Genomic DNA, 19,712 nt, shown 5'->3' with positions numbered 1-19,712 from the left:
TGGGCTTTCAGTTTGACGCGATCTGCTCGACCTCAACAACAGCATGATCGATCACGTGGTGTATCCGTAAGACTTGCCGGCGTACGGTCGCAAGCTTCGTGCCGAAGATCGTTGGATCCATTCATCGGCCGAGCCGCCCGCTGGTGGTTCGCGCCCGCCATCGAGGGCCGCGACTGCAACGCGGCACTCTGGCCTCTGACAATAGGACGCTGATCCGCCTGCGCCGAAGCGCTGAGATTCCCGTGCGAGGTGGCGCAAGAAACGGCTCGGAGCAGGCCTGAGCAAAGAAATAGTCCCATGTGGCTCTACCTGCATCACACCGCCTCCGACCTCATCGACCTGGACCCCACAACCGGTCGTTGGCGCCCCGTCGACGACGCCGAGAAACCCCCAGGCGCGTCGGTCCTCGCCGACCTCCCCGTCAAAGGCGGTTACACGATCGAGAACGACAAGCGCTACTACAGCTACTGGACGTCCGACGAGAGGTTCGTCTTCCGCACCGACGACGGTGCCGTGTTCGAGATCTGCCAGAAGCGCGACGACGGCTCCGTGGTGATGCTCTCGCCCGTCCTGCGCAGCGAGATCGCGCCTTCGCGGTATGGCGATGGGCGCTTGCGACAGGGCTTCAGCCAGTCCCGGCTGATGGGTGCTGCAACAGGCCAGGTCGTCTTCGAGCTGGACTACAACGCCGAGCGCTATCAACGCCTGTACCAGGCCGATTTCACCGCCGCGACGGCGGAGCAGGATCTGTCCGACTGGGATTTCTTCATCGCCTTGCAAGGCGCCATCGAGATTTTCGAAGAGCGTGCCGCGTCCGGCCGCGTCGCGTTCACCGCGGAGGTCGATGGCTCGGCGCAGATCCAGGGGCACCGCATGCGCCGCGACGAGCTGCTGTTTGCGGACACGGGCCAGACCTGCCCCCGCTCGGGCGTCTGGGCCTGCATGACCGATCTGCGCGTGAGCGTGGCCGTCGCGCAGGGCGAGCCGATGCCCTCGAACGGCGGGCAGCCGGTGCAATGGGTCTGGAGCCGCACCGGCTGAGCGCAGCGCAGCCCGCGACCTTTAACCCCGTCCCAGCCGGGTCACAGACCCTTGCGCATAATTGACGCAAGCTATGACTCTCACCGAACTCAAATACATCGTCGCAGTCGCCCGCGAGCGGCACTTCGGCAAGGCGGCCGAGGCCTGTTATGTGTCCCAGCCGACGCTTTCGGTGGCCATCAAGAAACTCGAGGACGAACTCGAGGTCAAGCTCTTCGAGCGCAGCGCCGGTGAAGTGACCGTGACGCCGCTCGGCGAGCAGATCGTCCAGCAGGCCCAAAGCGTGCTCGACCAGGCCGCCAGCATCAAGGAGATCGCCAAGCGCGGCAAGGACCCGCTGGCCGGTCCGCTGAACCTGGGCGTGATCTACACGATCGGCCCGTACCTGCTGCCCGACCTGGTGCGCCAGGTGATCGCGCGCACGCCGCAGATGCCGCTGGTGCTGCAGGAGAACTTCACGGTCAAGCTGCTCGAGATGCTGCGCGCCGGCGAGATCGACTGCGCGATCATGGCCGAGCCCTTTCCCGACACGGGCCTGGCGATGGCGCCGCTGTACGACGAGCCCTTCATGGCGGCGCTGCCCGTGAAGCACAAGCTGGCCGACCGCGAGTCGATCACCTCGGAAGAACTGCAGAGCGAGACGATGCTGCTGCTGGGCACGGGCCACTGCTTTCGCGACCACGTGCTCGAGGTGTGTCCCGAGTTCGCGCGTTTTTCGAGCAACGCCGAGGGCATCCGCAAGAGCTTCGAGGGCTCGTCGCTGGAGACCATCAAGCACATGGTGGCCTCGGGCATGGGCGTGACGCTGGTGCCGCGCCTGTCGGTGCCGGCCGAGGCGCTCAAGCCGAAGGTCAAGGGGCGCAAGGAGCCCGAGCAGATGGTGCGCTACCTGCCCGTGCGCGACGCGCAGGACCGCGACCCGCCGATGCGTCGCGTGGTGCTGGCCTGGCGCCGCACCTTCACGCGCTACGAGGCCATTGCAGCGCTGCGCAACGCGATCTACGCGTGCGAGCTGCCGGGTGTCAAACGACTCTCCTAGCGATTCGGGGCCTTCGCCTACGCGCGGGCTGTTTGGGATCGCTGATCGCTGGGATAGAGTGAAGCTGTTGCGAAGCCGCCTGCCGGCTTTCAGAATTTCGGTGTTGTTCACTCAACTTCAAGAAAGACCCCTCCGCCATGGCCAAACCCTCGAAGAAAACCAAGTCCCCGTCGCCCGCAGCTTCCGCCGGCAAGGTGCCCAAGAAGGGCGGCGCCGTCGTCGCGCAGGAGTCGGGCAGCCGCAATGCGCCGATCATCAACATCGGCATCGAACGCCAGGACCGCGCGGCCATCGCCGAAGGCCTGAGCCGCGTGCTGGCCGACACCTACACGCTGTACCTCACGACGCACAACTTCCACTGGAACGTGACGGGGCCGCACTTCAACTCGCTGCATGCGATGTTCATGACGCAGTACACCGAGCTGTGGGGCTCGACCGACGTGCTCGCCGAGCGCATTCGCGCGCTGGGCCACTACGCGCCGGGCTCGTACGCCGAGTTCAGCAAGATCGCCACCGTGCCCGACGTGCCGCAGACCCCGCCCAAGGCGATGGAGATGGTGCGCATCCTCGTGAAGGGCCACGAAACGGTGTCGCGCATCGCGCGCGAGTTCATTCCGGTGGCCGAAGAGGCCGGCGACGACCCGACCGCCGACATGCTGACCGCGCGCTGCACGGTGCACGACCAGACGGCCTGGATGCTGCGCTCGCTGCTCGAGGACTGATGACGTCTGCCTGATCTCCCGGTGCGCCGGGAGCCCTTCCAAGAGCGGCACAATGGCCGCTCTTTTTTCGTCTGCCCGTCCGCCGCATGCCTCTCGCCCGCCGTTTTGCGCTCTACCTCGATCTGATCCGCTGGAACCGGCCGGCCGGCTGGCTGCTGTTGCTGTGGCCCACGCTGGGCGCGCTCTGGTTCGCGGCCGACGGCTGGCCCGGCCTGCACCTGCTCGCGGTGTTCACGCTCGGCACGTTCCTCATGCGCAGCGCGGGCTGCTGCGTCAACGACGTGGCCGACCGCGATTTCGACCGCCACGTGAAGCGCACGGCCCAGCGGCCCGTGACGAGCGGCGCGATGTCGGTCAAGGAGGCGTTGGGGCTGGGCGCGGTGCTGGCGCTGCTGTCCTTCGGGCTGGTGCTCACCACCAACCGCACGACGGTGCTGTGGTCGTTCGCGGCGCTGGCGATCACGCTGATCTACCCGTTCGCCAAGCGCTTCGTGTCGATCCCGCAGGCGGTGCTGGGCATCGCCTTCAGCTTCGGCATCCCGATGGCCTTTGCCGCGGTGCAGTCCACGGTGCCGGCCTTTGCGTGGTGGCTGCTGGCGGGCAACCTGTTCTGGGTGCTGGCCTACGACACCGAGTACGCCATGGTGGACCGCGACGACGACCTGAAGATCGGCATGAAGACCTCGGCGATCACCTTTGGTCGCTTCGACGTGGCGGCGGTGATGGCCAGCTACGCGATCTTCCTGGCGGTCTGGATCTGGGCGGGTGCCAGCCGGTCGCTGGGGGTTCTCTTCTATGTAGGCATTGCCGCGGCGGTGGCGCAGGCGCTCTGGCACTGGCGCCTGATCCATGACCGCACGCGCGAAGGCTGCTTCAAGGCCTTCCGCGAAAACCACTGGCTGGGCTTCGCGGTGTTCGTGGGCATCGTGGCGGGCTACGTCATCCGATAGCCCGCCTGTGTCGGGTCAGCCGCGCCCGAATTCCTCGCCCAGCTCGGCCGCGCGCTTCTGCGCCGCGCGGATGGCGGTCTTGAACTGGCCCTTCACATCCGAGGCTTCGAGCGCGCTCAGGGCCGCGTAGGTCGTGCCGCCCTTGGAGGTCACGCGTTCGCGCAGCACCGACGGCGGCTCGGTCGCACTGTGCGCCAGCGCCGAGGCGCCGGTGAAGGTGCCGATGGCCAGCCGCTGGGCCTGGTCGGGCGTGAGGCCCATCTCGACGCCGGCCTCGGTCATCGCCTCGATGAAATAGAACACGTAGGCCGGGCCGGAGCCCGACATGGCGGTCACCGCGTCGAGCGCGGGTTCGGCGTCGACCCAGATCAGCTCGCCCGTCGGCGCCAGCAGCTGGCCGACGCGTGCGCGGTCGGCGCTTTCGACGCCCGCCCGCGCGAAGAGGCCGGTCATGCCCTTGCCGACCAGGGCGGGCGTGTTGGGCATGGCGCGCACCACGCGCTCGGTGCCGAGCCAGCGGGCGATGCTGTCGGACGGGATGCCCGCCGCCACGCTCAGGTGCAGGGCGTCGGCCGCAAAGGCGCGCACCGGGCGGGCGGCTTCGGCAAAGGTCTGGGGCTTGACCGCCCACACCACCACGGCGCAGCGCGCGAGGGCCTCGCTGGCCTCGGCCCTGGCGACGATGCCGTGGGACTGGGCCAGCCTGGTGCGGGCTTCTTCAAAAGGCTCGACCACTTCGAAGTTGTCGGCCGCGACGCCTTGCTGGATCAGGCCGCCGATGATGGCACTGGCCATGTTGCCACCGCCGATGAAGGCGATGGGGGGCAGGGGGCCCGGCGCGGTGCGGGGCAGGAAGGTCACGGCGATGGTCATGGTCGGTCGGTGTAGGCGAAGGCGGCGAACTGCGTCACTTGCAGCGGGTTGAAATTGTCGTCGCTCACGACCACCAGCAGGCGGCGGCCGTCGGGCAGCGATGGGCCCCAGCACATGCCCTCGGTGTTGTCGAGGCGCGAGAGGCCGAGGGTGGCGAAGTCGGCCACGAGCGTCTTGGCGGCCGGCCGGTGGTTGCCGGGGGCGAGGGCGTCGATGGCGAGCACGTCGTCGGCGGCCCGGGTGTCTATTTCATACAGGCGCAGCGAATTGCCGACGCCCGTGGCGTAGGCGCGTTCCAGCACCAGCATGCGGTGGGCGTCGAGCATCAGCACCTCGCTCACGCCGTTGTCGGCGTAGGTGCCCGGCACCAGCGGGCGCAGCGGGATGGTGTCGGGCACGTAGGCGATCTGGCGCACGGCGCGGCCGGTCGCGAGGTCGACCTGGGTGAAGCGGCAGGGGCCGCCGGGGGTGGTGGTGGTCGGGACGGGGCCGTCCTGGACCAGGGCGTTTTCCATCGCGAGCCAGGCCGACCGGTCGTCGGGCGTGAGGGCCAGGCCCTCGAGTGTCTGGTTGTCGCGCGGGCCGCGGCGCTGGGCCGGGTCGGGGGCGAACATCCCCGGCAGGGCGAATTCGCGCAGGAAGCGGCCGTCGCGCGCTGATTCATACAGGGCGGGGCCGAAGCCGCGGGCCAGGTCGCCTTCGCTGGTCCAGAGCAGGGTGCCGGCCATGGGGCGCAGGCGCAGGGCTTCAGGGTCGGGAACGGGCAGTCCGTCGATTGCCTGGCGCCGCCCGGGCCACGGGCCGCCGCCGGGGCGTTGCAGCTGGACAACGCCGGTGGGCTCGGGGGCTGCGTCGGCCGGTTGGGGCCAACGTGCGGCGTAGCAGCGCACGGGGCTCAGATCTGACCGGTCATCGCTGAGAAGCAGGTACTCACCTTTGATGGGGTCGTAGTCGATGCCGGAGAGGCCGCCTGCCGTGGTGCTCTCTATAGAGCGTCGGTGCGCCCAGCGGGCTTCCCCCAGGCGCTGCAGCCGGCCGGTGTCCGGCGCCGGTGTTGCGCTGCGGCAACCCGCAAGCCCCAGCGATCCCAGTCCCAGCAGGCCCGCGCCGCCCGCCAGCAGGCGTCGGCGTAGCAGAGAAGGCGGCGAAACGAGGGGGTGGGTGGGGGCGCGCACGCCACAAAGTCTAGCGGCTGTCGAAGTTCGCGTGATGAGGCAGTTGACATCGCCCGGCATGGGTGCCACAATCGCGGGCTTCGCTTTCAAAAGGCGAAGCTTTCAGCCCAAAGCGGAAGCGTCTCGAGTGGTTCGAGGCGTGGACGACGGGCCCAAGACTGACCGCGGTGTCTCCCTCCTGGAGGCTCATCGGTACAAGTTGGGAATATCAAGAAATGATCCAAACTGAATCCCGGCTCGAAGTGGCCGACAACACGGGCGCGAAATCCGTCCTGTGTATCAAGGTGCTCGGTGGCTCCAAGCGGCGTTACGCCAGCGTGGGCGACGTCATCAAGGTCAGCATCAAGGAAGCCGCTCCGCGTGGTCGCGTCAAGAAGGGCGAGATCTACAGCGCAGTGGTGGTCCGCACCGCCAAGGGCATCCGTCGTGCTGACGGTTCGCTCGTCAAGTTCGACGGCAATGCCGCCGTGCTGCTCAACGCCAAGCTGGAGCCCATCGGCACCCGCATCTTCGGACCGGTCACGCGCGAACTGCGCACCGAGAAGTTCATGAAGATCGTGTCGCTGGCACCCGAAGTTCTCTAAGGACACAACGCCATGAACAAGATTCGCAAAGGCGACCAGGTCATCGTGTTGGCCGGTCGTGACAAGGGCAAGCGCGGCGTCGTGTCGCTGCGCGCAGACGATTCGCATGTGATCGTCGACGGCATCAACCTCGTCAAGAAGCACACCAAGCCGAACCCCCTCAAGGGTACGACCGGTGGCATCGTCGAGAAGACCATGCCGATTCACCAATCCAACGTGGCGATCTTCAATGCTGCGACCGGCAAGGCCGATCGCGTGGGCATCAAGGTCACCCAAGGTGCCGACGGCAAGCGCGTGGCTGTTCGCGTCTTCAAGTCGAGCGGCGACGAAATCAAGTTCGCCTAAGAGGTACTCACATGGCACGTCTCCAACAACACTATCGCGAAAAGATCGCGAAAGACCTGACGGAAAAGTTCGGCTACAAGTCGCCGATGCAAGTTCCGCGTCTCACCAAGATCACCCTGAACATGGGTGTGGGTGAAGCAGTCGCCGACAAGAAGGTCCTCGACAACGCTGTCGCCGACCTGACCAAGATCGCTGGCCAGAAGCCCGTGGTCACCAAGTCGAAGAAGGCCATCGCCGGCTTCAAGATCCGCGAAAACCAGCCGATCGGCTGCATGGTCACGCTGCGTGGCGTGCACATGTACGAGTTCCTGGACCGTTTCGTCACCGTGGCCCTGCCCCGCGTGCGTGACTTCCGCGGTATCTCGGGTCGCGCATTCGACGGCCGCGGCAACTACAACATCGGCGTCAAAGAGCAGATCATTTTCCCTGAGATCGAGTACGACAAGGTCGACGCCCTGCGCGGTCTCAATATCAGCATCACGACGACGGCCAAGACCGACGAAGAAGCCAAGGCGCTTCTCGCTGGCTTCCGTTTCCCGTTCAAGAACTGAGGTGATCTGTGGCTAAAGCATCTTTGATCCAGCGCGAACTCAAGCGCGACAAGCTGGTTGCCAAGTTCGCTGCGAAACACGCAGAACTGAAGGCAACTTCCAACGACGCGAAGAAGAGCGACGAAGAGCGCGCAGCGGCCCGCCTGGCCCTGCAGAAGCTCCCGCGCAACGCGAACCCCACGCGCCAGCGCAACCGTTGCGAAATCACCGGTCGCCCCCGTGGCACCTTCCGTCAATTCGGTCTGGCCCGCGCCAAGATCCGCGAACTGGCTTTCAACGGCGACATCCCCGGTGTCACCAAGGCCAGCTGGTAAGCCAGGCAGGAGCAAACAACATGAGCATGAGTGATCCCATTGCCGACCTGCTGACGCGTATCCGTAACGCGCAGATGGTGGCGAAGCCCACCGTGTCGGTCCCGTCTTCCAAGGTGAAGATCGCGATCGCACAAGTCCTGAAGGACGAGGGCTACATCGACGGCTTCCAGGTCAAGACCGAAGCCGGCAAGAGCGAACTTGAAATCTCGCTGAAGTACTACGCTGGCCGTCCGGTCATCGAGCGCATTGAGCGCGTGAGCCGCCCCGGCCTGCGCGTCTACAAGGCCAGCACTTCCATTCCGCAAGTCCAGAACGGCCTCGGCGTTGCGATCGTCACGACCCCCAAGGGCGTGATGACCGACCGCAAGGCGCGCGCCACCGGTGTCGGCGGCGAAGTTCTGTGCTACGTCGCCTAACCGAGACATCGAGGAGTTACTGAAATGTCCCGAGTAGGAAAAATGCCGGTCGCCATCCCCGCAGGCGTGGATGTGTCGATCAAGGAAGACCAGATCAGCGTCAAGGGCACGGGCGGCACGCTCAGCCTGGCTCGCAACGCGCTGGTGAATGTCGTCAACAAGGACGGCAAGCTGAGCTTCGAGCCCGCCAACGATTCGCGTGAAGCGAATGCGATGAGCGGCACGATTCGCCAGCTGGTGAACAACATGGTGGTTGGCGTGACCAAGGGCTTCGAGAAGAAGCTCAACCTGGTCGGCGTCGGCTACAAGGCTGCAGCGTCCGGCGCCAAGCTGAACCTGCAAGTCGGTTACTCGCACCCGGTCAACATCGACATGCCGCAAGGCATCACGGTGACCACCGCGACCCCGACCGAAGTGGTGATCAAGGGCGCTGACCGTCAACGCGTCGGCCAGATCGCCGCTGAGATCCGCGCTGTTCGTCCGCCAGAGCCCTACAAGGGCAAGGGTATCCGCTATGCGGACGAGAAGATCGTGATCAAAGAGACCAAGAAGAAGTAAGGGGCAGCAAAATGATGTTGACCAAAAAAGCACAGCGTCTTCGCCGCTCGCGCCAGACCCGCATCCGCATTGCGACGCAGGGCGTGGCTCGCCTCACGGTGAACCGCACCAACCTGCACATCTATGCCACCGTCATCTCCGACGACGGCACCAAGGTGATCGCAACCGCATCGACCGCCGAAGCCGAAGTGCGCGCAGCACTCGGCGCCTCGGGCAAGGGTGGCAATGCCGCCGCAGCCACCGCCATCGGCAAGCGCATCGCTGAAAAGGCGAAGGCTGCCGGCGTCGAGAAGGTCGCTTTCGATCGCGCAGGTTTCGCCTACCACGGCCGCGTCAAGGCGCTGGCCGAGGCAGCCCGCGAAGCCGGTCTGCAGTTCTAATCGGACACGAGATTCAAAATGGCAAAGATTCAAGCAAGAACGCAGAACGAAGGTCCTGAGGACGGTCTGCGCGAGAAGATGATCGCGATCAACCGCGTCACCAAGGTGGTGAAGGGTGGTCGTATCCTCGGTTTCGCAGCGCTGACCGTGGTCGGTGACGGCGATGGCCGCGTCGGCATGGGCAAGGGCAAGTCCAAGGAAGTGCCTGCTGCCGTGCAGAAGGCAATGGAAGAAGCCCGCCGCAACCTGTTCAAGGCTCCGATCAAGAACGGTACGCTGCACCACCAGGTGCAAGGTCACCACGGTGCTGCCACCGTCGTGATGTACCCGGCTCCCAAGGGTACCGGCATCATCGCCGGCGGCCCGATGCGCGCCGTGTTCGAAGTCATGGGCATCACCGACATCGTGGCCAAGAGCCATGGTTCGTCGAACCCCTACAACATGGTTCGCGCCACGCTCGACGGGTTGAAGAACTCGACGACGGCCGGCCAAGTGGCTGCCAAGCGCGGTCTCACCGTCGAAGAAATCTTCGCCTGAGCGCAAGCTCTCGCAAGGCTGAAGGAAGCATTCAAATGACGCAACAACAAACCCTCAAGGTGCAGCTGGTGAAGAGCCCGATCGGCACCAAGGAATCGCATCGCGCGACCGTGCGTGGCCTCGGCCTGCGCAAGCTCAACAGCGTGAGCGAGCTGCAAGACACGCCCGCAGTGCGCGGCATGATCAACAAGATCAGTTATCTGGTCAAAGTTCTGTAAGAGAGACTGATATGGAACTCAATGGCATCAAGCCGGCAGCTGGCGCCAAGCACGCCAAGCGTCGCGTTGGCCGCGGTATCGGCTCCGGCATCGGCAAGACCGCAGGTCGCGGTCATAAGGGCCAGAAGTCGCGCGCAGGCGGTTTTCACAAGGTCGGCTTCGAAGGCGGTCAAATGCCGCTGCAGCGTCGCCTGCCCAAGCGCGGCTTCAAGTCGCACCTGCTGAAGTACAACGCCGAAGTCACGCTGACTGCTCTCGAGCAGCTCGGTCTGGCCGAAGTCGATGTCCTGGCACTGAAGCAAGCCGGCCTCGTGGGCCAGCTCGCCAAGGTCGTCAAGATCATCAAGACCGGCGAACTCACCAAGGCCGTCAAGCTGACGGGCGTGGGTGCGACCGCTGGTGCCAAGGCTGCGATCGAAGCAGCCGGCGGCAGCCTCGCCTGATCACCATCGGACTGAAAGAAGTTCTTCGTGGCAACTAACGCGGCAACGATCGCAAAAACAGGCAAGTTCGGCGACCTCCGTCGTCGGCTCGTCTTTTTGCTGCTCGCGCTCGTGGTCTACCGGATTGGCGCGCACATTCCTGTGCCGGGTATCAACCCGGACCAGCTGGCAGCGTTGTTCCAGGGCCAGCAGGGCGGCATTCTGAGCCTGTTCAACATGTTCTCGGGCGGGGCGCTGTCGCGTTTCACTGTGTTCGCGTTGGGGATCATGCCGTACATCTCGGCGTCGATCATCATGCAGCTGATGACCTACGTGCTTCCGACCTTCGAGCAATTGAAGAAGGAAGGCGAGGCCGGTCGCCGCAAGATCACGCAGTACACGCGCTATGGCGCGCTCGGCCTGGCTCTGTTCCAGTCGTTCAGCATCGCAGTGGCCCTCGAATCGTCGGCTGGTCTGGTGATCGCCCCCGGTTTCGGCTTCCGCCTGACCGCCATGGTGAGCCTGACCGCTGGTTCGATGTTCCTGATGTGGCTCGGCGAGCAGATCACCGAACGCGGCCTGGGCAACGGCATCTCGATCCTGATCTTTGCAGGTATCGCGGCCGGTCTGCCCGGTGCGATCGGCGGCCTGGCTTCGCTGGTGACGACCGGTGCGATGAACCCCATCGTTGCGCTCTTCATCATCGCTGTCGTGGTGCTGGTCACCTACTTCGTGGTGTTCGTGGAACGCGGTCAGCGCAAGATCCTCGTGAACTATGCGCGGCGCCAGGTCGGCAACAAGGTCTACGGCGGTCAGTCGTCGCACCTGCCTCTGAAGCTGAACATGGCTGGTGTGATTCCTCCGATCTTCGCGTCGTCGATCATTCTGCTGCCGGCAACGGTGGTGGGCTGGTTCAGCGCCGGTGACGGTGGCTTCCGCTGGATCAAGGACATCGCCAGCGCACTGCGCCCGGGTGAACCGATCTACGTGCTGCTGTACGCCGCTGCGATCGTTTTCTTCTGCTTCTTCTACACGGCACTCGTGTTCAACAGCAAGGAAACGGCCGACAACCTGAAGAAGAGTGGTGCGTTCATTCCTGGCATTCGCCCGGGTGACCAGACCGCTCGCTATATCGACAAGATTCTGGTTCGCCTGACGTTGGCTGGCGCGGTGTACATCACCTTCGTCTGCCTGCTGCCCGAGTTCCTGATCCTGAAGTACAACGTGCCGTTCTACTTCGGTGGTACCTCCCTGCTGATCATCGTGGTCGTCACGATGGACTTCATGGCCCAGGTGCAAAACTACATGATGTCCCAGCAGTACGAATCGCTGCTGAAGAAGGCGAACTTCAAGACATCGTAGGGCTGTGAGTTTCAGTATTGAGTCCGGGCGGTAGACCGCCACGTTAAACAGTTTTAGGAGAATGAAATGAGAGTTTCGGCTTCGGTCAAAACCATCTGCCGTAATTGCAAGGTCATCCGCCGTAAAGGTGTGGTGCGTGTGATTTGCACCGACCCGCGCCACAAGCAGCGCCAGGGTTGATTGAAGAGTATTAGAGGACGCACATGGCACGTATTGCTGGCATCAACATCCCGCCGCACAAGCACGCTGAAATCGGCCTGACCGCCATTTTCGGTATCGGTCGCACCCGCGCCCGTCAAATCTGCGAAGCGAGCGGCATCGAATATTCGAAGAAGATCAAGGATCTGACCGACGCCGATCTTGAAAAGATCCGCGACCAGATCGCTCTGTTCACGATCGAAGGCGATCTGCGTCGCGAGACGACGATGAACATCAAGCGTTTGATGGACATCGGCTGCTATCGCGGCTTCCGTCACCGTCGCGGCCTGCCGATGCGCGGCCAGCGCACGCGCACCAACGCCCGCACCCGCAAGGGTCCGCGCAAGGCTGCGCAGTCCCTGAAGAAATAAGGATAGACAAGCATGGCTAAAGCACCTGCAAACAACGCCGCACAGCGCGTTCGCAAGAAGGTTCGCAAGAACGTTGCGGACGGTATCGCCCACGTGCATGCCTCGTTCAACAACACCATCATCACGATCACCGATCGCCAGGGCAACGCCCTGTCGTGGGCTTCGTCGGGTGGCCAGGGCTTCAAGGGCTCGCGCAAGTCGACCCCGTTCGCTGCGCAGGTCGCTTCCGAAGTGGCCGGCCGTGCTGCTGTCGAACAAGGTATCAAGAACCTCGACGTCGAGATCAAGGGCCCCGGTCCTGGTCGCGAGTCGTCGGTGCGCGCCCTGGCTGCGCTCGGCATCCGGATCAATTCCATTGCCGACGTGACGCCCGTTCCGCACAACGGCTGCCGTCCCCAGAAGCGTCGCCGCATCTGATCGTCAGTCCGCAAGGCGCAGCCAGCTTTCGAGCGGCTGCGCATTTGTTTTTTCACTAAGCCCACCGCCATCGGCACATCCGCCGACGGCTCCCGCAGGCAACTGCGGCAGATGACACCAAGGAAATACCGTGGCACGTTACCTCGGCCCCAAGGCCAAACTTTCCCGCCGTGAAGGCACCGACCTGTTCCTGAAGAGCGCCCGCCGTTCGATCCAGGACAAGGCCAAGTTCGACTCCAAGCCCGGCCAGCACGGCCGCACCTCGGGTCAGCGCACCTCCGACTACGGTCTGCAGCTGCGTGAGAAGCAGAAGGTCAAGCGCATGTACGGCGTGCTCGAGAAGCAGTTCCGCCGCTACTTCGAAGAAGCCGATCGCCGCCGTGGCAACACCGGCGCCAACCTGCTGTTCATCCTCGAGTCGCGCCTGGACAACGTGGTCTACCGCATGGGCTTCGGCTCGACGCGCGCCGAAGCACGCCAGCTCGTGTCGCACAAGGCGATCACCGTGAACGGCCAGTCGGTCAACATCCCGTCGTACCTGGTCAAGACCGGTGACGTGATCGCCGTGCGCGAAAAGTCCAAGAAGCAGAACCGCATTGTCGAAGCGCTGCAACTGGCCCAACAAGTCGGCATGCCGGCATGGGTCGATGTGAACGCCGACAAGGCCGAAGGCACCTTCAAGAAGGTCCCGGATCGCGACGAATTCGCAGCCGACATCAACGAATCGCTGATCGTCGAACTGTATTCGCGTTGATTTTCTCTACCCGCCTGCGCGTCCTTGCGCCGGCGGGAGATTGATATTGTTGTTCACGTTCCTGCTCCGCACTCTGTTGCGGATCAGGCGCTTCACCAGCCTTACCGGTGTAACGAGCCGGGGGTATTGAGAGGAAGTCTGCATGCAAACCACCCTGCTGAAACCCAAGACCATCCAGGTCGAGCAACTTGCCGCCAACAAGGCCAAGGTCACGCTCGAGCCTTTCGAGCGCGGCTACGGCCACACGCTCGGCAACGCGCTGCGTCGCGTTCTGCTGTCGTCCATGGTCGGCTACTCGGCCACCGAAGTCACGATCGCTGGCGTTCTGCATGAGTACTCGTCGATCGACGGCGTGCAGGAAGATGTCGTCAACATCCTGCTGAATCTCAAGGGCGTGGTGTTCAAGCTCCACAACCGCGACGAAGTCACGCTGAGCCTGCGCAAGGACGGCGAAGGCCCGGTCCTCGCATCGGACATCCAGACCCCGCACGACGTCGAGATCATCAACCCCGACCACGTGATCGCGCACCTGTCGCAAGGCGGCAAGCTCGACATGCAGATCAAGGTCGAAAAGGGTCGCGGCTACGTGCCCGGCACGATGCGCCGCTACGCGGACGAACCGACCAAGTCGATCGGCCGCATCGTTCTCGACGCCTCGTTCTCGCCCGTCAAGCGCGTGAGCTACACCGTCGAAAGCGCCCGTGTCGAACAGCGCACCGACCTGGACAAGCTGCTGGTCGAGATCGAGACCAACGGTGCGATCAGCGCCGAAGATGCCGTTCGCGCATCGGCTAAAATCCTGGTTGAACAGCTCGCCGTGTTTGCGCAGCTCGAAGGCGGCGAACTCGCTGCATTCGATGCACCCGCACCGCGCAGCGCCCAGCAATTCGATCCGATCCTGCTGCGCCCTGTCGACGAACTCGAACTGACGGTGCGCTCGGCCAACTGCCTGAAGGCCGAAAACATCTACTACATCGGTGACCTGATCCAGCGCACCGAAAACGAGCTGCTCAAGACCCCGAACCTGGGTCGCAAGTCGCTCAACGAAATCAAGGAAGTCCTCGCTTCGCGCGGTCTCACCCTTGGCATGAAGCTCGAAAGCTGGCCGCCGGCTGGTCTCGACAAGCGTTGATTTGAATTTTTGAGAAATCGGCCCCCTGAAAAGGGCCAGTGCACCGGACAGTACCTGACACGGCTGTCTGTTTTTATAAAGTAAAGGAAAGCACCATGCGTCACGGACACGGACTCCGCAAACTCAACCGCACCAGCTCGCACCGCCTCGCGATGCTGCAGAACATGATGAATTCGCTCATCGAGCACGAAGTCATCAAGACCACGGTCCCCAAGGCCAAGGAACTGCGCCGCGTCATCGAGCCGATGATCACCCTGGCCAAGAAGCCCACGCTCGCCAACAAGCGCCTGGCCTTCGACCGCCTGCGCAGCCGCGACAGCGTCGTCAAGCTCTTCGGCGAACTCGGCCCGCGTTTCGCAGCGCGTCCGGGCGGCTACACCCGCATCCTGAAGATGGGTTTCCGCGTGGGCGACAACGCTCCGATGGCGCTCGTCGAACTGGTCGACCGTGCTGAAATTAAAGATGCTGGCGCTGAGCAAAACGCCGCTGAATAAGCTATAATTTATACTTGCCGCGCGATGGAGCAGCCTGGTAGCTCGTTGGGCTCATAACCCAAAGGTCGCAAGTTCAAATCTTGCTCGCGCAACCAATTTAAAAAGGCCCTTTGAGAAATCAAAGGGCCTTTTTCTTTGGCCGAATTCTTTTGGAAATTTCCAGTCGAAATTCAACACAAAAAAAGCCCTCGCGAAGAGGGCTTTTCTGTTTCTGGACGAGCCCCACAAAGAGGCCGGTCTCGAGAACGTGCGCCGCAGCGACGCCTGAAGACTGCGCTGACGCGCAGCCCAAGCGCAGGATCAGTCCGGAATGACCGCCGTCACCTCGATCTCCACCTTCGCGCGGTGCTCCACCAGCGCCGCCACCTGCACGCAGGTCATGGCCGGGAAGTTGCGGCCCAGCGCGTCGCGGTAGACCGGGCCGAGCTCGGACAGGCGACGGCTGTACTCGTCGCGGTCCGTCACGTACCAGGTCATGCGCACCATGTGCTCGGGGCCGGCGCCTGCTTCGCGCAGCACCTCGGCGATGTTGCGCAGCGCCTGGCCGCACTGGTCGATGAAGTCGTCGGATTCGAACTGCTGCTGGGCATTCCAGCCGATCTGGCCGCCGACGAACACCTGGGTGCCGCGCGCCGCGATGCCGTTTGCATAGCCTTTCGGGGGCAGCCAACCCGGGGGCTGAATGAGTTTGTTCGTCATGATGGTGTGTTGCTGTTGAGTTGTCTCAATTTGAAGCGCTGGAGTTTGCCGGTTTCGGTGCGCGGCAGCGCCGTCACGAACTCGATCTCCCGCGGGTACTTGAAGGGGGCGATGGTGGCTTTCACGTGGTCCTGGAGGGCCTTCACCATCGCTGCGTCGCCGGTGTGGCCGGGCTTGAGCACGCAGAAGGCCTTCACGATCATGCCGCGGTCGGTGTCGGGCTTGCCGATCACGCCGCACTCGGCCACGGCCGGGTGCTTGAGCAGCGCGTCTTCCACCTCCGGGCCGCCGACGTTGTAGCCGGCCGTGATGATCATGTCGTCCGCACGCGCCTGATAGAAGAAGTAGCCGTCGTCATCCTGCACGAAGGAGTCGCCGGGGTAGTTCCAGCCGTTCTTCACGTAGTCGGCCTGGCGCGGATCGTCGAGGTAGCGGCAGCCGACCGGGCCTTGCAGCGCCAGCTTGCCGACCGTGCCGCGCGGCACCTCGTTACCCTGGTCGTCGACCACCTTGGCCGTGAACCCCGGCACCGCCTTGCCGACGGCGCCGCGGCGCACCTCGTCGCCGGCGGCCGAGATGTAGATGTGGAACACCTCGGTGCCGCCGATGCCGTCGAGCATCTCGATGCCGGTGGTCTCCTTCCAGAGCTGGCGCGTGGCGTCGGGAAGCGCCTCGCCTGCGCTCACGCAGATGCGCAGGCTCGGCGCCCCGTGCTGCCGGACAAAGGGCGCCATCTGGCGATAGAAGGTGGGCGCGGTGTAGCAGATGGTCGCGCCGACCTCGTTGATGAGCTTCACGAGCGCTTCGGGCGAGAACGAACCCTCTGGGAAGTACACCGACGCACCGGCCCACATCGGGAAGATCAGCAGCCCGCCGAGCCCGAAGGTGAAGGCCAGCGGCGGCGTGCCGACCACGATGTCGTCGCTGCGCGCGCGCAGCACGTGGCGCGGCCAGGTCTGGCACATGGCGACCACGTCGCGGTGCGTGGTGACGGGCGCCTTGGGCTTGCCCGTGGTGCCCGAGGTGAATGCGAGCAGCGCGATGTCGTCGGCCGCCGTGGGGCAGGCGGTGAACACGCCGCTCTTGCCGGCCGCGCGCGCCGACAGCGAATCGGGTGCGTCGGGCTGGTTGAAGGCAATCACCGTCGCGAGCACCGGGTGCGCCTGCTGCGCGGCCACCAGCTCCTCGAGCAGGCGGCCTTCGCACAGCGCGGCCACCGGCTGCGATTTCTCGATGATCTCGCCGAGCTCCTTGGCGCGCAGCAGCGGCATGGTCGCCACCGCGATCAGCCCGGCCTTGACCACGGCCAGCCACGACAGCGCCATCCACACCGAGTTGCCGCCGCGCAGCAGCACGCGGTTGCCGGGCACGAGCCCGAGATCCTCGACCAGCACCTGGGCGATGCGGTTCACCTCGACGCCCGCCTGGGCGTAGGTGAGCACGCCGGCGGGCGAGCGCAGCATCGGCCGGTCGCCGAAGCCCTTGGCGACCGCCTTGTCCAGCAGCTCCTCGACCAGGTTCAGCTGGTCGGGGAACTGCAGTTCGGGCAGGTCGTAGCGAAAGACCGGCAGCTGCGCGGCAGGCGGCAGGCGGTCATGAACGAAGCGATCGACTTGGGCAGACACGGTTTCACCCCCGCAAAACGGATTTGCCGATGATCAGTTGCTGGACTTCCGTCGCGCCTTCGTAAATGCGCAGCGAGCGGATGTCCCGGTACAGGCTTTCGATCTTGGTGCCGACCTTCACGCCGAGTCCCCCATGCATCTGCAGCGCCATGTCGATCACGCGGCTCGCGTTCTCGGTGGCGCACATCTTGGCCATGGCCGCAGCCGCCGACACGTCGCCGACCGCCGGTGCGCCGCGGCGCTCGGCGTCGTCGCGCATCCAGGCGGCGCGGTAGGTGAGCAGTGCGGCGCTGTCGATCAGCGCGGCCATCTCGCCGAGCTTGGCCTGCGTGAGCTGGAAGTCGGCCAGCGTCTGGCCGAACATGCGGCGGCCCTTGGCATGCGCGATGGCTTCGGCGAGCGCGCGGCGCCCCATGCCGAGCGCGGCCGCAGCCACTGAGGCGCGGAAGATGTCGAGCGTGCGCATCGCGAGCTTGAAGCCGCCGTTCAGCGTGCCCAGCTGCGCCGTGCGCGGCACGATGCAGTTATCGAAGCGCAGGGTGGCCAGCGGGTGCGGCGCCATCACGTCGATGTGGGCCGAGGTGTCGAGCCCCGGCGTCGTCGCATCGACGATGAACACCGTGATGCCGCGCGTGCCGGCCGTGGGGTCGGTCTTGGCGAACACGCAGTAGAAGTCGGCGATGCCGCCGTTGCTGATCCAGGTCTTCTCGCCGTTCAGGCGCCAGCCGTCGGCGGTGGGCTCGGCGCGCATCGCCATCGCCGCCACGTCGGAGCCGGCCTCGGGTTCGCTGAGTGCGAAGGCCGCGATCTTCTTGCCCTGGCCCACGGCCGTCAGGTACTGCGACTGCTGCTCGGGCGTGCCGTCCAGCGTGATCGCGCCGCTGCCCAAGCCCTGCATCGCGAACGCGAAGTCGGCCAGTGGCGAGTGGTAGCCGAGCGTTTCGCGCAGCAGCACGAGCGCACGCGAATCGAGGCGTTCGAGCGCGCCGCCGGCACTGCCGGGCACCGCATAGCGCAACCAGCCGGCGTCGCCGAGGCGGCGCACCCATTCGCGGCAGGCCGCGCGGTCGTCGCGCTCATCGATCTCCTGGGCGGCGCACCAGGGCAGCAGGTCGTTGGCGAGTGCGCGGTGCGCGTCGTCGAAGAACGGCAGCGCGAGGTGCGTGGTCGACGGTGGGGCTGGGATCTTGGTCATCATGCGCGTCAGTCTCCGCCGAACACCGGCTTGCGCTTGGCCGCGAAGGCCTCGTAGGCGCGCTTGAAGTCTTCGGTCTGCATGCAGATCGCCTGCGCCTGCGCTTCGGCCTCGATGGCCTGGTCGATGGTCATCGACCATTCCTGCGACAGCATGGTCTTGGTCATGCCGTGCGCGAAGCTCGGACCTTCGGCCAGGTCGCGCGCGACCTTGGTGGCGGCGTCGAGCAGCGAGGCGCTGTCGTGCAGTGCGTTGAAGAAGCCCCAGGCCTGGCCTTCTTCGGCGGTCATGGCGCGGCCGGTGAACAGCAGCTCCGAGGCGCGGCCCTGGCCGATCACGCGCGGCAGCAGTGCGCAGGCGCCCATGTCGGCGCCGGCCAGACCCACGCGTGTGAAGAGGAAGGCGGTGCGCGTGGCGGGCGTGCCGTAGCGCAGGTCGCAGGCCAGCGCGATCATCGCGCCGGCGCCGGCGCACACGCCGTCGATCGCACCGACGATGGGCTGCGGGCAGTTGCGGATGGCCTTTACGAGGTCGCCCGTCATGCGCGTGAACTCGAGCAGCTCGGGCATGCGCATGCCGGTCAGCGGGCCGATGATTTCATGCACGTCGCCGCCCGAGCAGAAGTTGCCGCCGGCGCCGGTGACGACGATCACCTTCACGTCGGTTGCGTAGGTCAGCGCGCGGAACAGGTCGCGCAGCTCGGCGTACGAGTCGAAGGTCAGCGGGTTCTTGCGCTCGGGGCGGTTCAGCGTGATGGTGCCGACGCCGGCCTCATAGCGCCAGGCAAAGTGCTCGGCCTTGTAGTCGGCCTTGGGTTCGAATTGCGCGCGCATGGGATTGCTTGCGCCGATGTAGTGCTTCATGCGGTCTCCGCCAATTGGCTGCTGTGGGAATGTTGCTTGACCTTGCCGAGCAGCTTGTGAAGCTGCGCGATCTCCTTGGGGTTGAGGCTCGAGAAAGCCTCGACGATCCAGTCTTCGTGCTGTTGCGCCATCTCGTTGAAGAGCTTGCGCCCGCGCGGCGTGAGGCGCACGCGCCAGGCGCGGCGGTCGCCCTCGACGTTGATGCGCTCCACCAGCCCTTCGGTCACGAGCTGGTCGGTGATGCCGGTGACGTTGCCGCCCGTGACCATCATGCGGCGCGAGAGCTCGTTCATCTTCAGGCCGTCGGGCGAGCGCTCGAGCTGCGACATGAGATCGAAGCGCGGCAGCGTGGTGGCGAACTGCGCGCGCAGTCCGTTGCGTACCTGCTTTTCCACCAGCTGCGTGCAGGTGAGCATACGCAGCCAGAGGCGCAGCGCCTCGGGGTGCTCGCTGTGGGCGCGTGCTTCGAGGTCCATG

The 19,712-nt window shown here is 64.9% G+C and carries 28 protein-coding genes and 1 tRNA gene; 22 read left to right on the top strand and 7 right to left on the bottom strand.

Annotated features, from left to right (window positions below):
- Positions 1 to 297: 297 nt before the first annotated feature.
- The 4 genes from AC07XP_RS19370 to ubiA all read left to right on the top strand — a co-directional run bounded on the left by AC07XP_RS19370 (position 298) and on the right by ubiA (position 3,752).
- Positions 298 to 1,041 carry a hypothetical protein gene (locus AC07XP_RS19370; protein ID WP_495265576.1) on the top strand — a complete coding sequence of 248 codons (744 nt, stop codon included), beginning with the start codon at positions 298 to 300 and terminating at the stop codon, positions 1,039 to 1,041.
- A gap of 73 nt (positions 1,042 to 1,114) precedes the next feature.
- Complete coding sequence (locus tag AC07XP_RS19365) at positions 1,115 to 2,080, top strand: LysR substrate-binding domain-containing protein (RefSeq protein ID WP_062474802.1); 966 nt, start codon at positions 1,115 to 1,117, stop codon at positions 2,078 to 2,080.
- 137 nt (positions 2,081 to 2,217) lie between these two features.
- Entirely contained in the window at positions 2,218 to 2,802 is a 585-nt protein-coding gene (locus AC07XP_RS19360) for a Dps family protein (protein ID WP_369630563.1), read from the top strand.
- A gap of 86 nt (positions 2,803 to 2,888) precedes the next feature.
- Positions 2,889 to 3,752, top strand: coding sequence for a 4-hydroxybenzoate octaprenyltransferase (gene ubiA / locus AC07XP_RS19355; protein WP_495265575.1), 864 nt, complete (start codon positions 2,889 to 2,891; stop codon positions 3,750 to 3,752).
- Positions 3,753 to 3,767: 15 nt separating this feature from the next.
- On the opposite strand, the gene proC is transcribed toward ubiA, so the two are convergent.
- Together proC and AC07XP_RS19345 are read right to left on the bottom strand one after the other, a co-directional pair.
- A complete protein-coding gene (gene proC / locus AC07XP_RS19350) occupies positions 3,768 to 4,625 on the bottom strand; it encodes a pyrroline-5-carboxylate reductase (protein ID WP_495265574.1) in 858 nt (285 codons plus the stop codon).
- Positions 4,622 to 5,800, bottom strand: coding sequence for an esterase-like activity of phytase family protein (locus AC07XP_RS19345; RefSeq protein ID WP_495265573.1), 1,179 nt, complete (start codon positions 5,798 to 5,800; stop codon positions 4,622 to 4,624). The genes proC and AC07XP_RS19345 overlap by 4 nt, the downstream gene beginning before the upstream one ends.
- A 215-nt stretch (positions 5,801 to 6,015) precedes the next feature.
- Here AC07XP_RS19345 and rplN point away from each other — a divergent pair, with 215 nt between their 5' ends.
- The 18 genes from rplN to AC07XP_RS19255 all read left to right on the top strand — a co-directional run bounded on the left by rplN (position 6,016) and on the right by AC07XP_RS19255 (position 14,948).
- A complete protein-coding gene (rplN, locus tag AC07XP_RS19340) occupies positions 6,016 to 6,384 on the top strand; it encodes a 50S ribosomal protein L14 (RefSeq protein ID WP_009124801.1) in 369 nt (122 codons plus the stop codon).
- A 12-nt stretch (positions 6,385 to 6,396) separates the two neighbouring features.
- Positions 6,397 to 6,729 (top strand): 50S ribosomal protein L24, encoded by a 333-nt coding sequence (rplX, locus tag AC07XP_RS19335; RefSeq protein ID WP_062474813.1) that lies wholly within the window; start codon positions 6,397 to 6,399, stop codon positions 6,727 to 6,729.
- 11 nt (positions 6,730 to 6,740) lie between these two features.
- Positions 6,741 to 7,280 (top strand): 50S ribosomal protein L5, encoded by a 540-nt coding sequence (gene rplE, locus AC07XP_RS19330; protein WP_056576993.1) that lies wholly within the window; start codon positions 6,741 to 6,743, stop codon positions 7,278 to 7,280.
- Between the two features lie 8 nt (positions 7,281 to 7,288).
- Positions 7,289 to 7,594, top strand: coding sequence for a 30S ribosomal protein S14 (gene rpsN / locus AC07XP_RS19325; RefSeq protein WP_056576989.1), 306 nt, complete (start codon positions 7,289 to 7,291; stop codon positions 7,592 to 7,594).
- A 20-nt stretch (positions 7,595 to 7,614) separates the two neighbouring features.
- Positions 7,615 to 8,010, top strand: a complete 396-nt coding sequence (gene rpsH / locus AC07XP_RS19320; protein WP_062474816.1) for a 30S ribosomal protein S8 — start codon at positions 7,615 to 7,617, stop codon at positions 8,008 to 8,010.
- Between the two features lie 24 nt (positions 8,011 to 8,034).
- A complete protein-coding gene (gene rplF / locus AC07XP_RS19315; RefSeq protein WP_062474819.1) occupies positions 8,035 to 8,568 on the top strand; it encodes a 50S ribosomal protein L6 in 534 nt (177 codons plus the stop codon).
- Between the two features lie 14 nt (positions 8,569 to 8,582).
- Positions 8,583 to 8,948, top strand: a complete 366-nt coding sequence (gene rplR, locus AC07XP_RS19310) for a 50S ribosomal protein L18 (protein WP_056577252.1) — start codon at positions 8,583 to 8,585, stop codon at positions 8,946 to 8,948.
- 18 nt (positions 8,949 to 8,966) lie between these two features.
- Positions 8,967 to 9,485, top strand: a complete 519-nt coding sequence (gene rpsE, locus AC07XP_RS19305) for a 30S ribosomal protein S5 (RefSeq protein WP_056576983.1) — start codon at positions 8,967 to 8,969, stop codon at positions 9,483 to 9,485.
- A gap of 35 nt (positions 9,486 to 9,520) precedes the next feature.
- The gene (gene rpmD, locus AC07XP_RS19300; protein ID WP_019653974.1) at positions 9,521 to 9,703 is read left to right on the top strand and encodes a 50S ribosomal protein L30; all 183 of its coding nucleotides are present in this window, start codon (positions 9,521 to 9,523) and stop codon (positions 9,701 to 9,703) included.
- An 11-nt stretch (positions 9,704 to 9,714) separates the two neighbouring features.
- Positions 9,715 to 10,146 carry a 50S ribosomal protein L15 gene (gene rplO, locus AC07XP_RS19295; RefSeq protein WP_056576982.1) on the top strand — a complete coding sequence of 144 codons (432 nt, stop codon included), beginning with the start codon at positions 9,715 to 9,717 and terminating at the stop codon, positions 10,144 to 10,146.
- A gap of 27 nt (positions 10,147 to 10,173) precedes the next feature.
- A complete protein-coding gene (gene secY, locus AC07XP_RS19290; RefSeq protein WP_056576979.1) occupies positions 10,174 to 11,487 on the top strand; it encodes a preprotein translocase subunit SecY in 1,314 nt (437 codons plus the stop codon).
- Positions 11,488 to 11,553: 66 nt separating this feature from the next.
- Positions 11,554 to 11,667 (top strand): 50S ribosomal protein L36, encoded by a 114-nt coding sequence (gene rpmJ, locus AC07XP_RS19285; protein WP_013544106.1) that lies wholly within the window; start codon positions 11,554 to 11,556, stop codon positions 11,665 to 11,667.
- A 23-nt stretch (positions 11,668 to 11,690) separates the two neighbouring features.
- Positions 11,691 to 12,056 (top strand): 30S ribosomal protein S13, encoded by a 366-nt coding sequence (gene rpsM, locus AC07XP_RS19280; protein ID WP_013544105.1) that lies wholly within the window; start codon positions 11,691 to 11,693, stop codon positions 12,054 to 12,056.
- Positions 12,057 to 12,068: 12 nt separating this feature from the next.
- Positions 12,069 to 12,473, top strand: a complete 405-nt coding sequence (rpsK, locus tag AC07XP_RS19275; protein ID WP_009124825.1) for a 30S ribosomal protein S11 — start codon at positions 12,069 to 12,071, stop codon at positions 12,471 to 12,473.
- Between the two features lie 130 nt (positions 12,474 to 12,603).
- Positions 12,604 to 13,227 (top strand): 30S ribosomal protein S4, encoded by a 624-nt coding sequence (rpsD, locus tag AC07XP_RS19270; RefSeq protein WP_056576976.1) that lies wholly within the window; start codon positions 12,604 to 12,606, stop codon positions 13,225 to 13,227.
- A 142-nt stretch (positions 13,228 to 13,369) separates the two neighbouring features.
- Complete coding sequence (locus AC07XP_RS19265) at positions 13,370 to 14,359, top strand: DNA-directed RNA polymerase subunit alpha (protein WP_056576973.1); 990 nt, start codon at positions 13,370 to 13,372, stop codon at positions 14,357 to 14,359.
- 95 nt (positions 14,360 to 14,454) lie between these two features.
- Positions 14,455 to 14,853 carry a 50S ribosomal protein L17 gene (gene rplQ / locus AC07XP_RS19260; protein ID WP_056576970.1) on the top strand — a complete coding sequence of 133 codons (399 nt, stop codon included), beginning with the start codon at positions 14,455 to 14,457 and terminating at the stop codon, positions 14,851 to 14,853.
- A gap of 18 nt (positions 14,854 to 14,871) precedes the next feature.
- Positions 14,872 to 14,948: transfer RNA gene (locus tag AC07XP_RS19255), tRNA-Met, on the top strand.
- 205 nt (positions 14,949 to 15,153) lie between these two features.
- Here the strand turns inward: AC07XP_RS19255 and AC07XP_RS19250 are convergent.
- The 5 genes from AC07XP_RS19250 to AC07XP_RS19230 are packed head-to-tail and all read right to left on the bottom strand — an operon-like array spanning position 15,154 to position 19,711.
- On the bottom strand, positions 15,154 to 15,552 hold the full coding sequence (locus tag AC07XP_RS19250) for a RidA family protein (RefSeq protein WP_056576966.1): 399 nt from the start codon (positions 15,550 to 15,552) through the stop codon (positions 15,154 to 15,156).
- On the bottom strand, positions 15,549 to 17,177 hold the full coding sequence (locus AC07XP_RS19245) for an AMP-binding protein (RefSeq protein WP_495265572.1): 1,629 nt from the start codon (positions 17,175 to 17,177) through the stop codon (positions 15,549 to 15,551). Before AC07XP_RS19245 ends, AC07XP_RS19250 begins: the two co-directional genes overlap by 4 nt.
- Before the next feature lie 4 nt (positions 17,178 to 17,181).
- Entirely contained in the window at positions 17,182 to 18,375 is a 1,194-nt protein-coding gene (locus AC07XP_RS19240) for an acyl-CoA dehydrogenase family protein (protein WP_495265571.1), read from the bottom strand.
- A gap of 5 nt (positions 18,376 to 18,380) precedes the next feature.
- Positions 18,381 to 19,235, bottom strand: coding sequence for an enoyl-CoA hydratase family protein (locus AC07XP_RS19235; RefSeq protein WP_095747155.1), 855 nt, complete (start codon positions 19,233 to 19,235; stop codon positions 18,381 to 18,383).
- Positions 19,232 to 19,711, bottom strand: a complete 480-nt coding sequence (locus tag AC07XP_RS19230; RefSeq protein ID WP_101491458.1) for a MarR family winged helix-turn-helix transcriptional regulator — start codon at positions 19,709 to 19,711, stop codon at positions 19,232 to 19,234. Before AC07XP_RS19230 ends, AC07XP_RS19235 begins: the two co-directional genes overlap by 4 nt.
- Position 19,712 lies beyond the last annotated feature (1 nt).

This window comes from Variovorax sp. GW531-E2 (genome assembly GCF_059423125.1).
The sequence above is the reverse complement of the archived record's forward strand: the minus strand, read 5'-3'. Positions and strand labels throughout refer to the sequence as shown.

Bases quoted from the DNA above. Each gene is read 5' to 3' on its own strand.
- AC07XP_RS19370 (WP_495265576.1), top strand. From the start codon at position 298: ATGTGGCTCTACCTGCATCACACCGCCTCCGACCTCATCGACCTGGAC.
- AC07XP_RS19365 (WP_062474802.1), top strand. From the start codon at position 1,115: ATGACTCTCACCGAACTCAAATACATCGTCGCAGTCGCCCGCGAGCGG.
- AC07XP_RS19360 (WP_369630563.1), top strand. From the start codon at position 2,218: ATGGCCAAACCCTCGAAGAAAACCAAGTCCCCGTCGCCCGCAGCTTCC.
- ubiA (WP_495265575.1), top strand. From the start codon at position 2,889: ATGCCTCTCGCCCGCCGTTTTGCGCTCTACCTCGATCTGATCCGCTGG.
- proC (WP_495265574.1), bottom strand. From the start codon at position 4,625: ATGACCATCGCCGTGACCTTCCTGCCCCGCACCGCGCCGGGCCCCCTG.
- rplN (WP_009124801.1), top strand. From the start codon at position 6,016: ATGATCCAAACTGAATCCCGGCTCGAAGTGGCCGACAACACGGGCGCG.
- rplX (WP_062474813.1), top strand. From the start codon at position 6,397: ATGAACAAGATTCGCAAAGGCGACCAGGTCATCGTGTTGGCCGGTCGT.
- rplE (WP_056576993.1), top strand. From the start codon at position 6,741: ATGGCACGTCTCCAACAACACTATCGCGAAAAGATCGCGAAAGACCTG.
- rpsH (WP_062474816.1), top strand. From the start codon at position 7,615: ATGAGCATGAGTGATCCCATTGCCGACCTGCTGACGCGTATCCGTAAC.
- rplF (WP_062474819.1), top strand. From the start codon at position 8,035: ATGTCCCGAGTAGGAAAAATGCCGGTCGCCATCCCCGCAGGCGTGGAT.
- rplR (WP_056577252.1), top strand. From the start codon at position 8,583: ATGTTGACCAAAAAAGCACAGCGTCTTCGCCGCTCGCGCCAGACCCGC.
- rpsE (WP_056576983.1), top strand. From the start codon at position 8,967: ATGGCAAAGATTCAAGCAAGAACGCAGAACGAAGGTCCTGAGGACGGT.
- rpmD (WP_019653974.1), top strand. From the start codon at position 9,521: ATGACGCAACAACAAACCCTCAAGGTGCAGCTGGTGAAGAGCCCGATC.
- rplO (WP_056576982.1), top strand. From the start codon at position 9,715: ATGGAACTCAATGGCATCAAGCCGGCAGCTGGCGCCAAGCACGCCAAG.
- rpmJ (WP_013544106.1), top strand. From the start codon at position 11,554: ATGAGAGTTTCGGCTTCGGTCAAAACCATCTGCCGTAATTGCAAGGTC.
- rpsM (WP_013544105.1), top strand. From the start codon at position 11,691: ATGGCACGTATTGCTGGCATCAACATCCCGCCGCACAAGCACGCTGAA.
- rpsK (WP_009124825.1), top strand. From the start codon at position 12,069: ATGGCTAAAGCACCTGCAAACAACGCCGCACAGCGCGTTCGCAAGAAG.
- AC07XP_RS19265 (WP_056576973.1), top strand. From the start codon at position 13,370: ATGCAAACCACCCTGCTGAAACCCAAGACCATCCAGGTCGAGCAACTT.
- rplQ (WP_056576970.1), top strand. From the start codon at position 14,455: ATGCGTCACGGACACGGACTCCGCAAACTCAACCGCACCAGCTCGCAC.
- AC07XP_RS19250 (WP_056576966.1), bottom strand. From the start codon at position 15,552: ATGACGAACAAACTCATTCAGCCCCCGGGTTGGCTGCCCCCGAAAGGC.
- AC07XP_RS19240 (WP_495265571.1), bottom strand. From the start codon at position 18,375: ATGATGACCAAGATCCCAGCCCCACCGTCGACCACGCACCTCGCGCTG.
- AC07XP_RS19235 (WP_095747155.1), bottom strand. From the start codon at position 19,235: ATGAAGCACTACATCGGCGCAAGCAATCCCATGCGCGCGCAATTCGAA.
- AC07XP_RS19230 (WP_101491458.1), bottom strand. From the start codon at position 19,711: ATGGACCTCGAAGCACGCGCCCACAGCGAGCACCCCGAGGCGCTGCGC.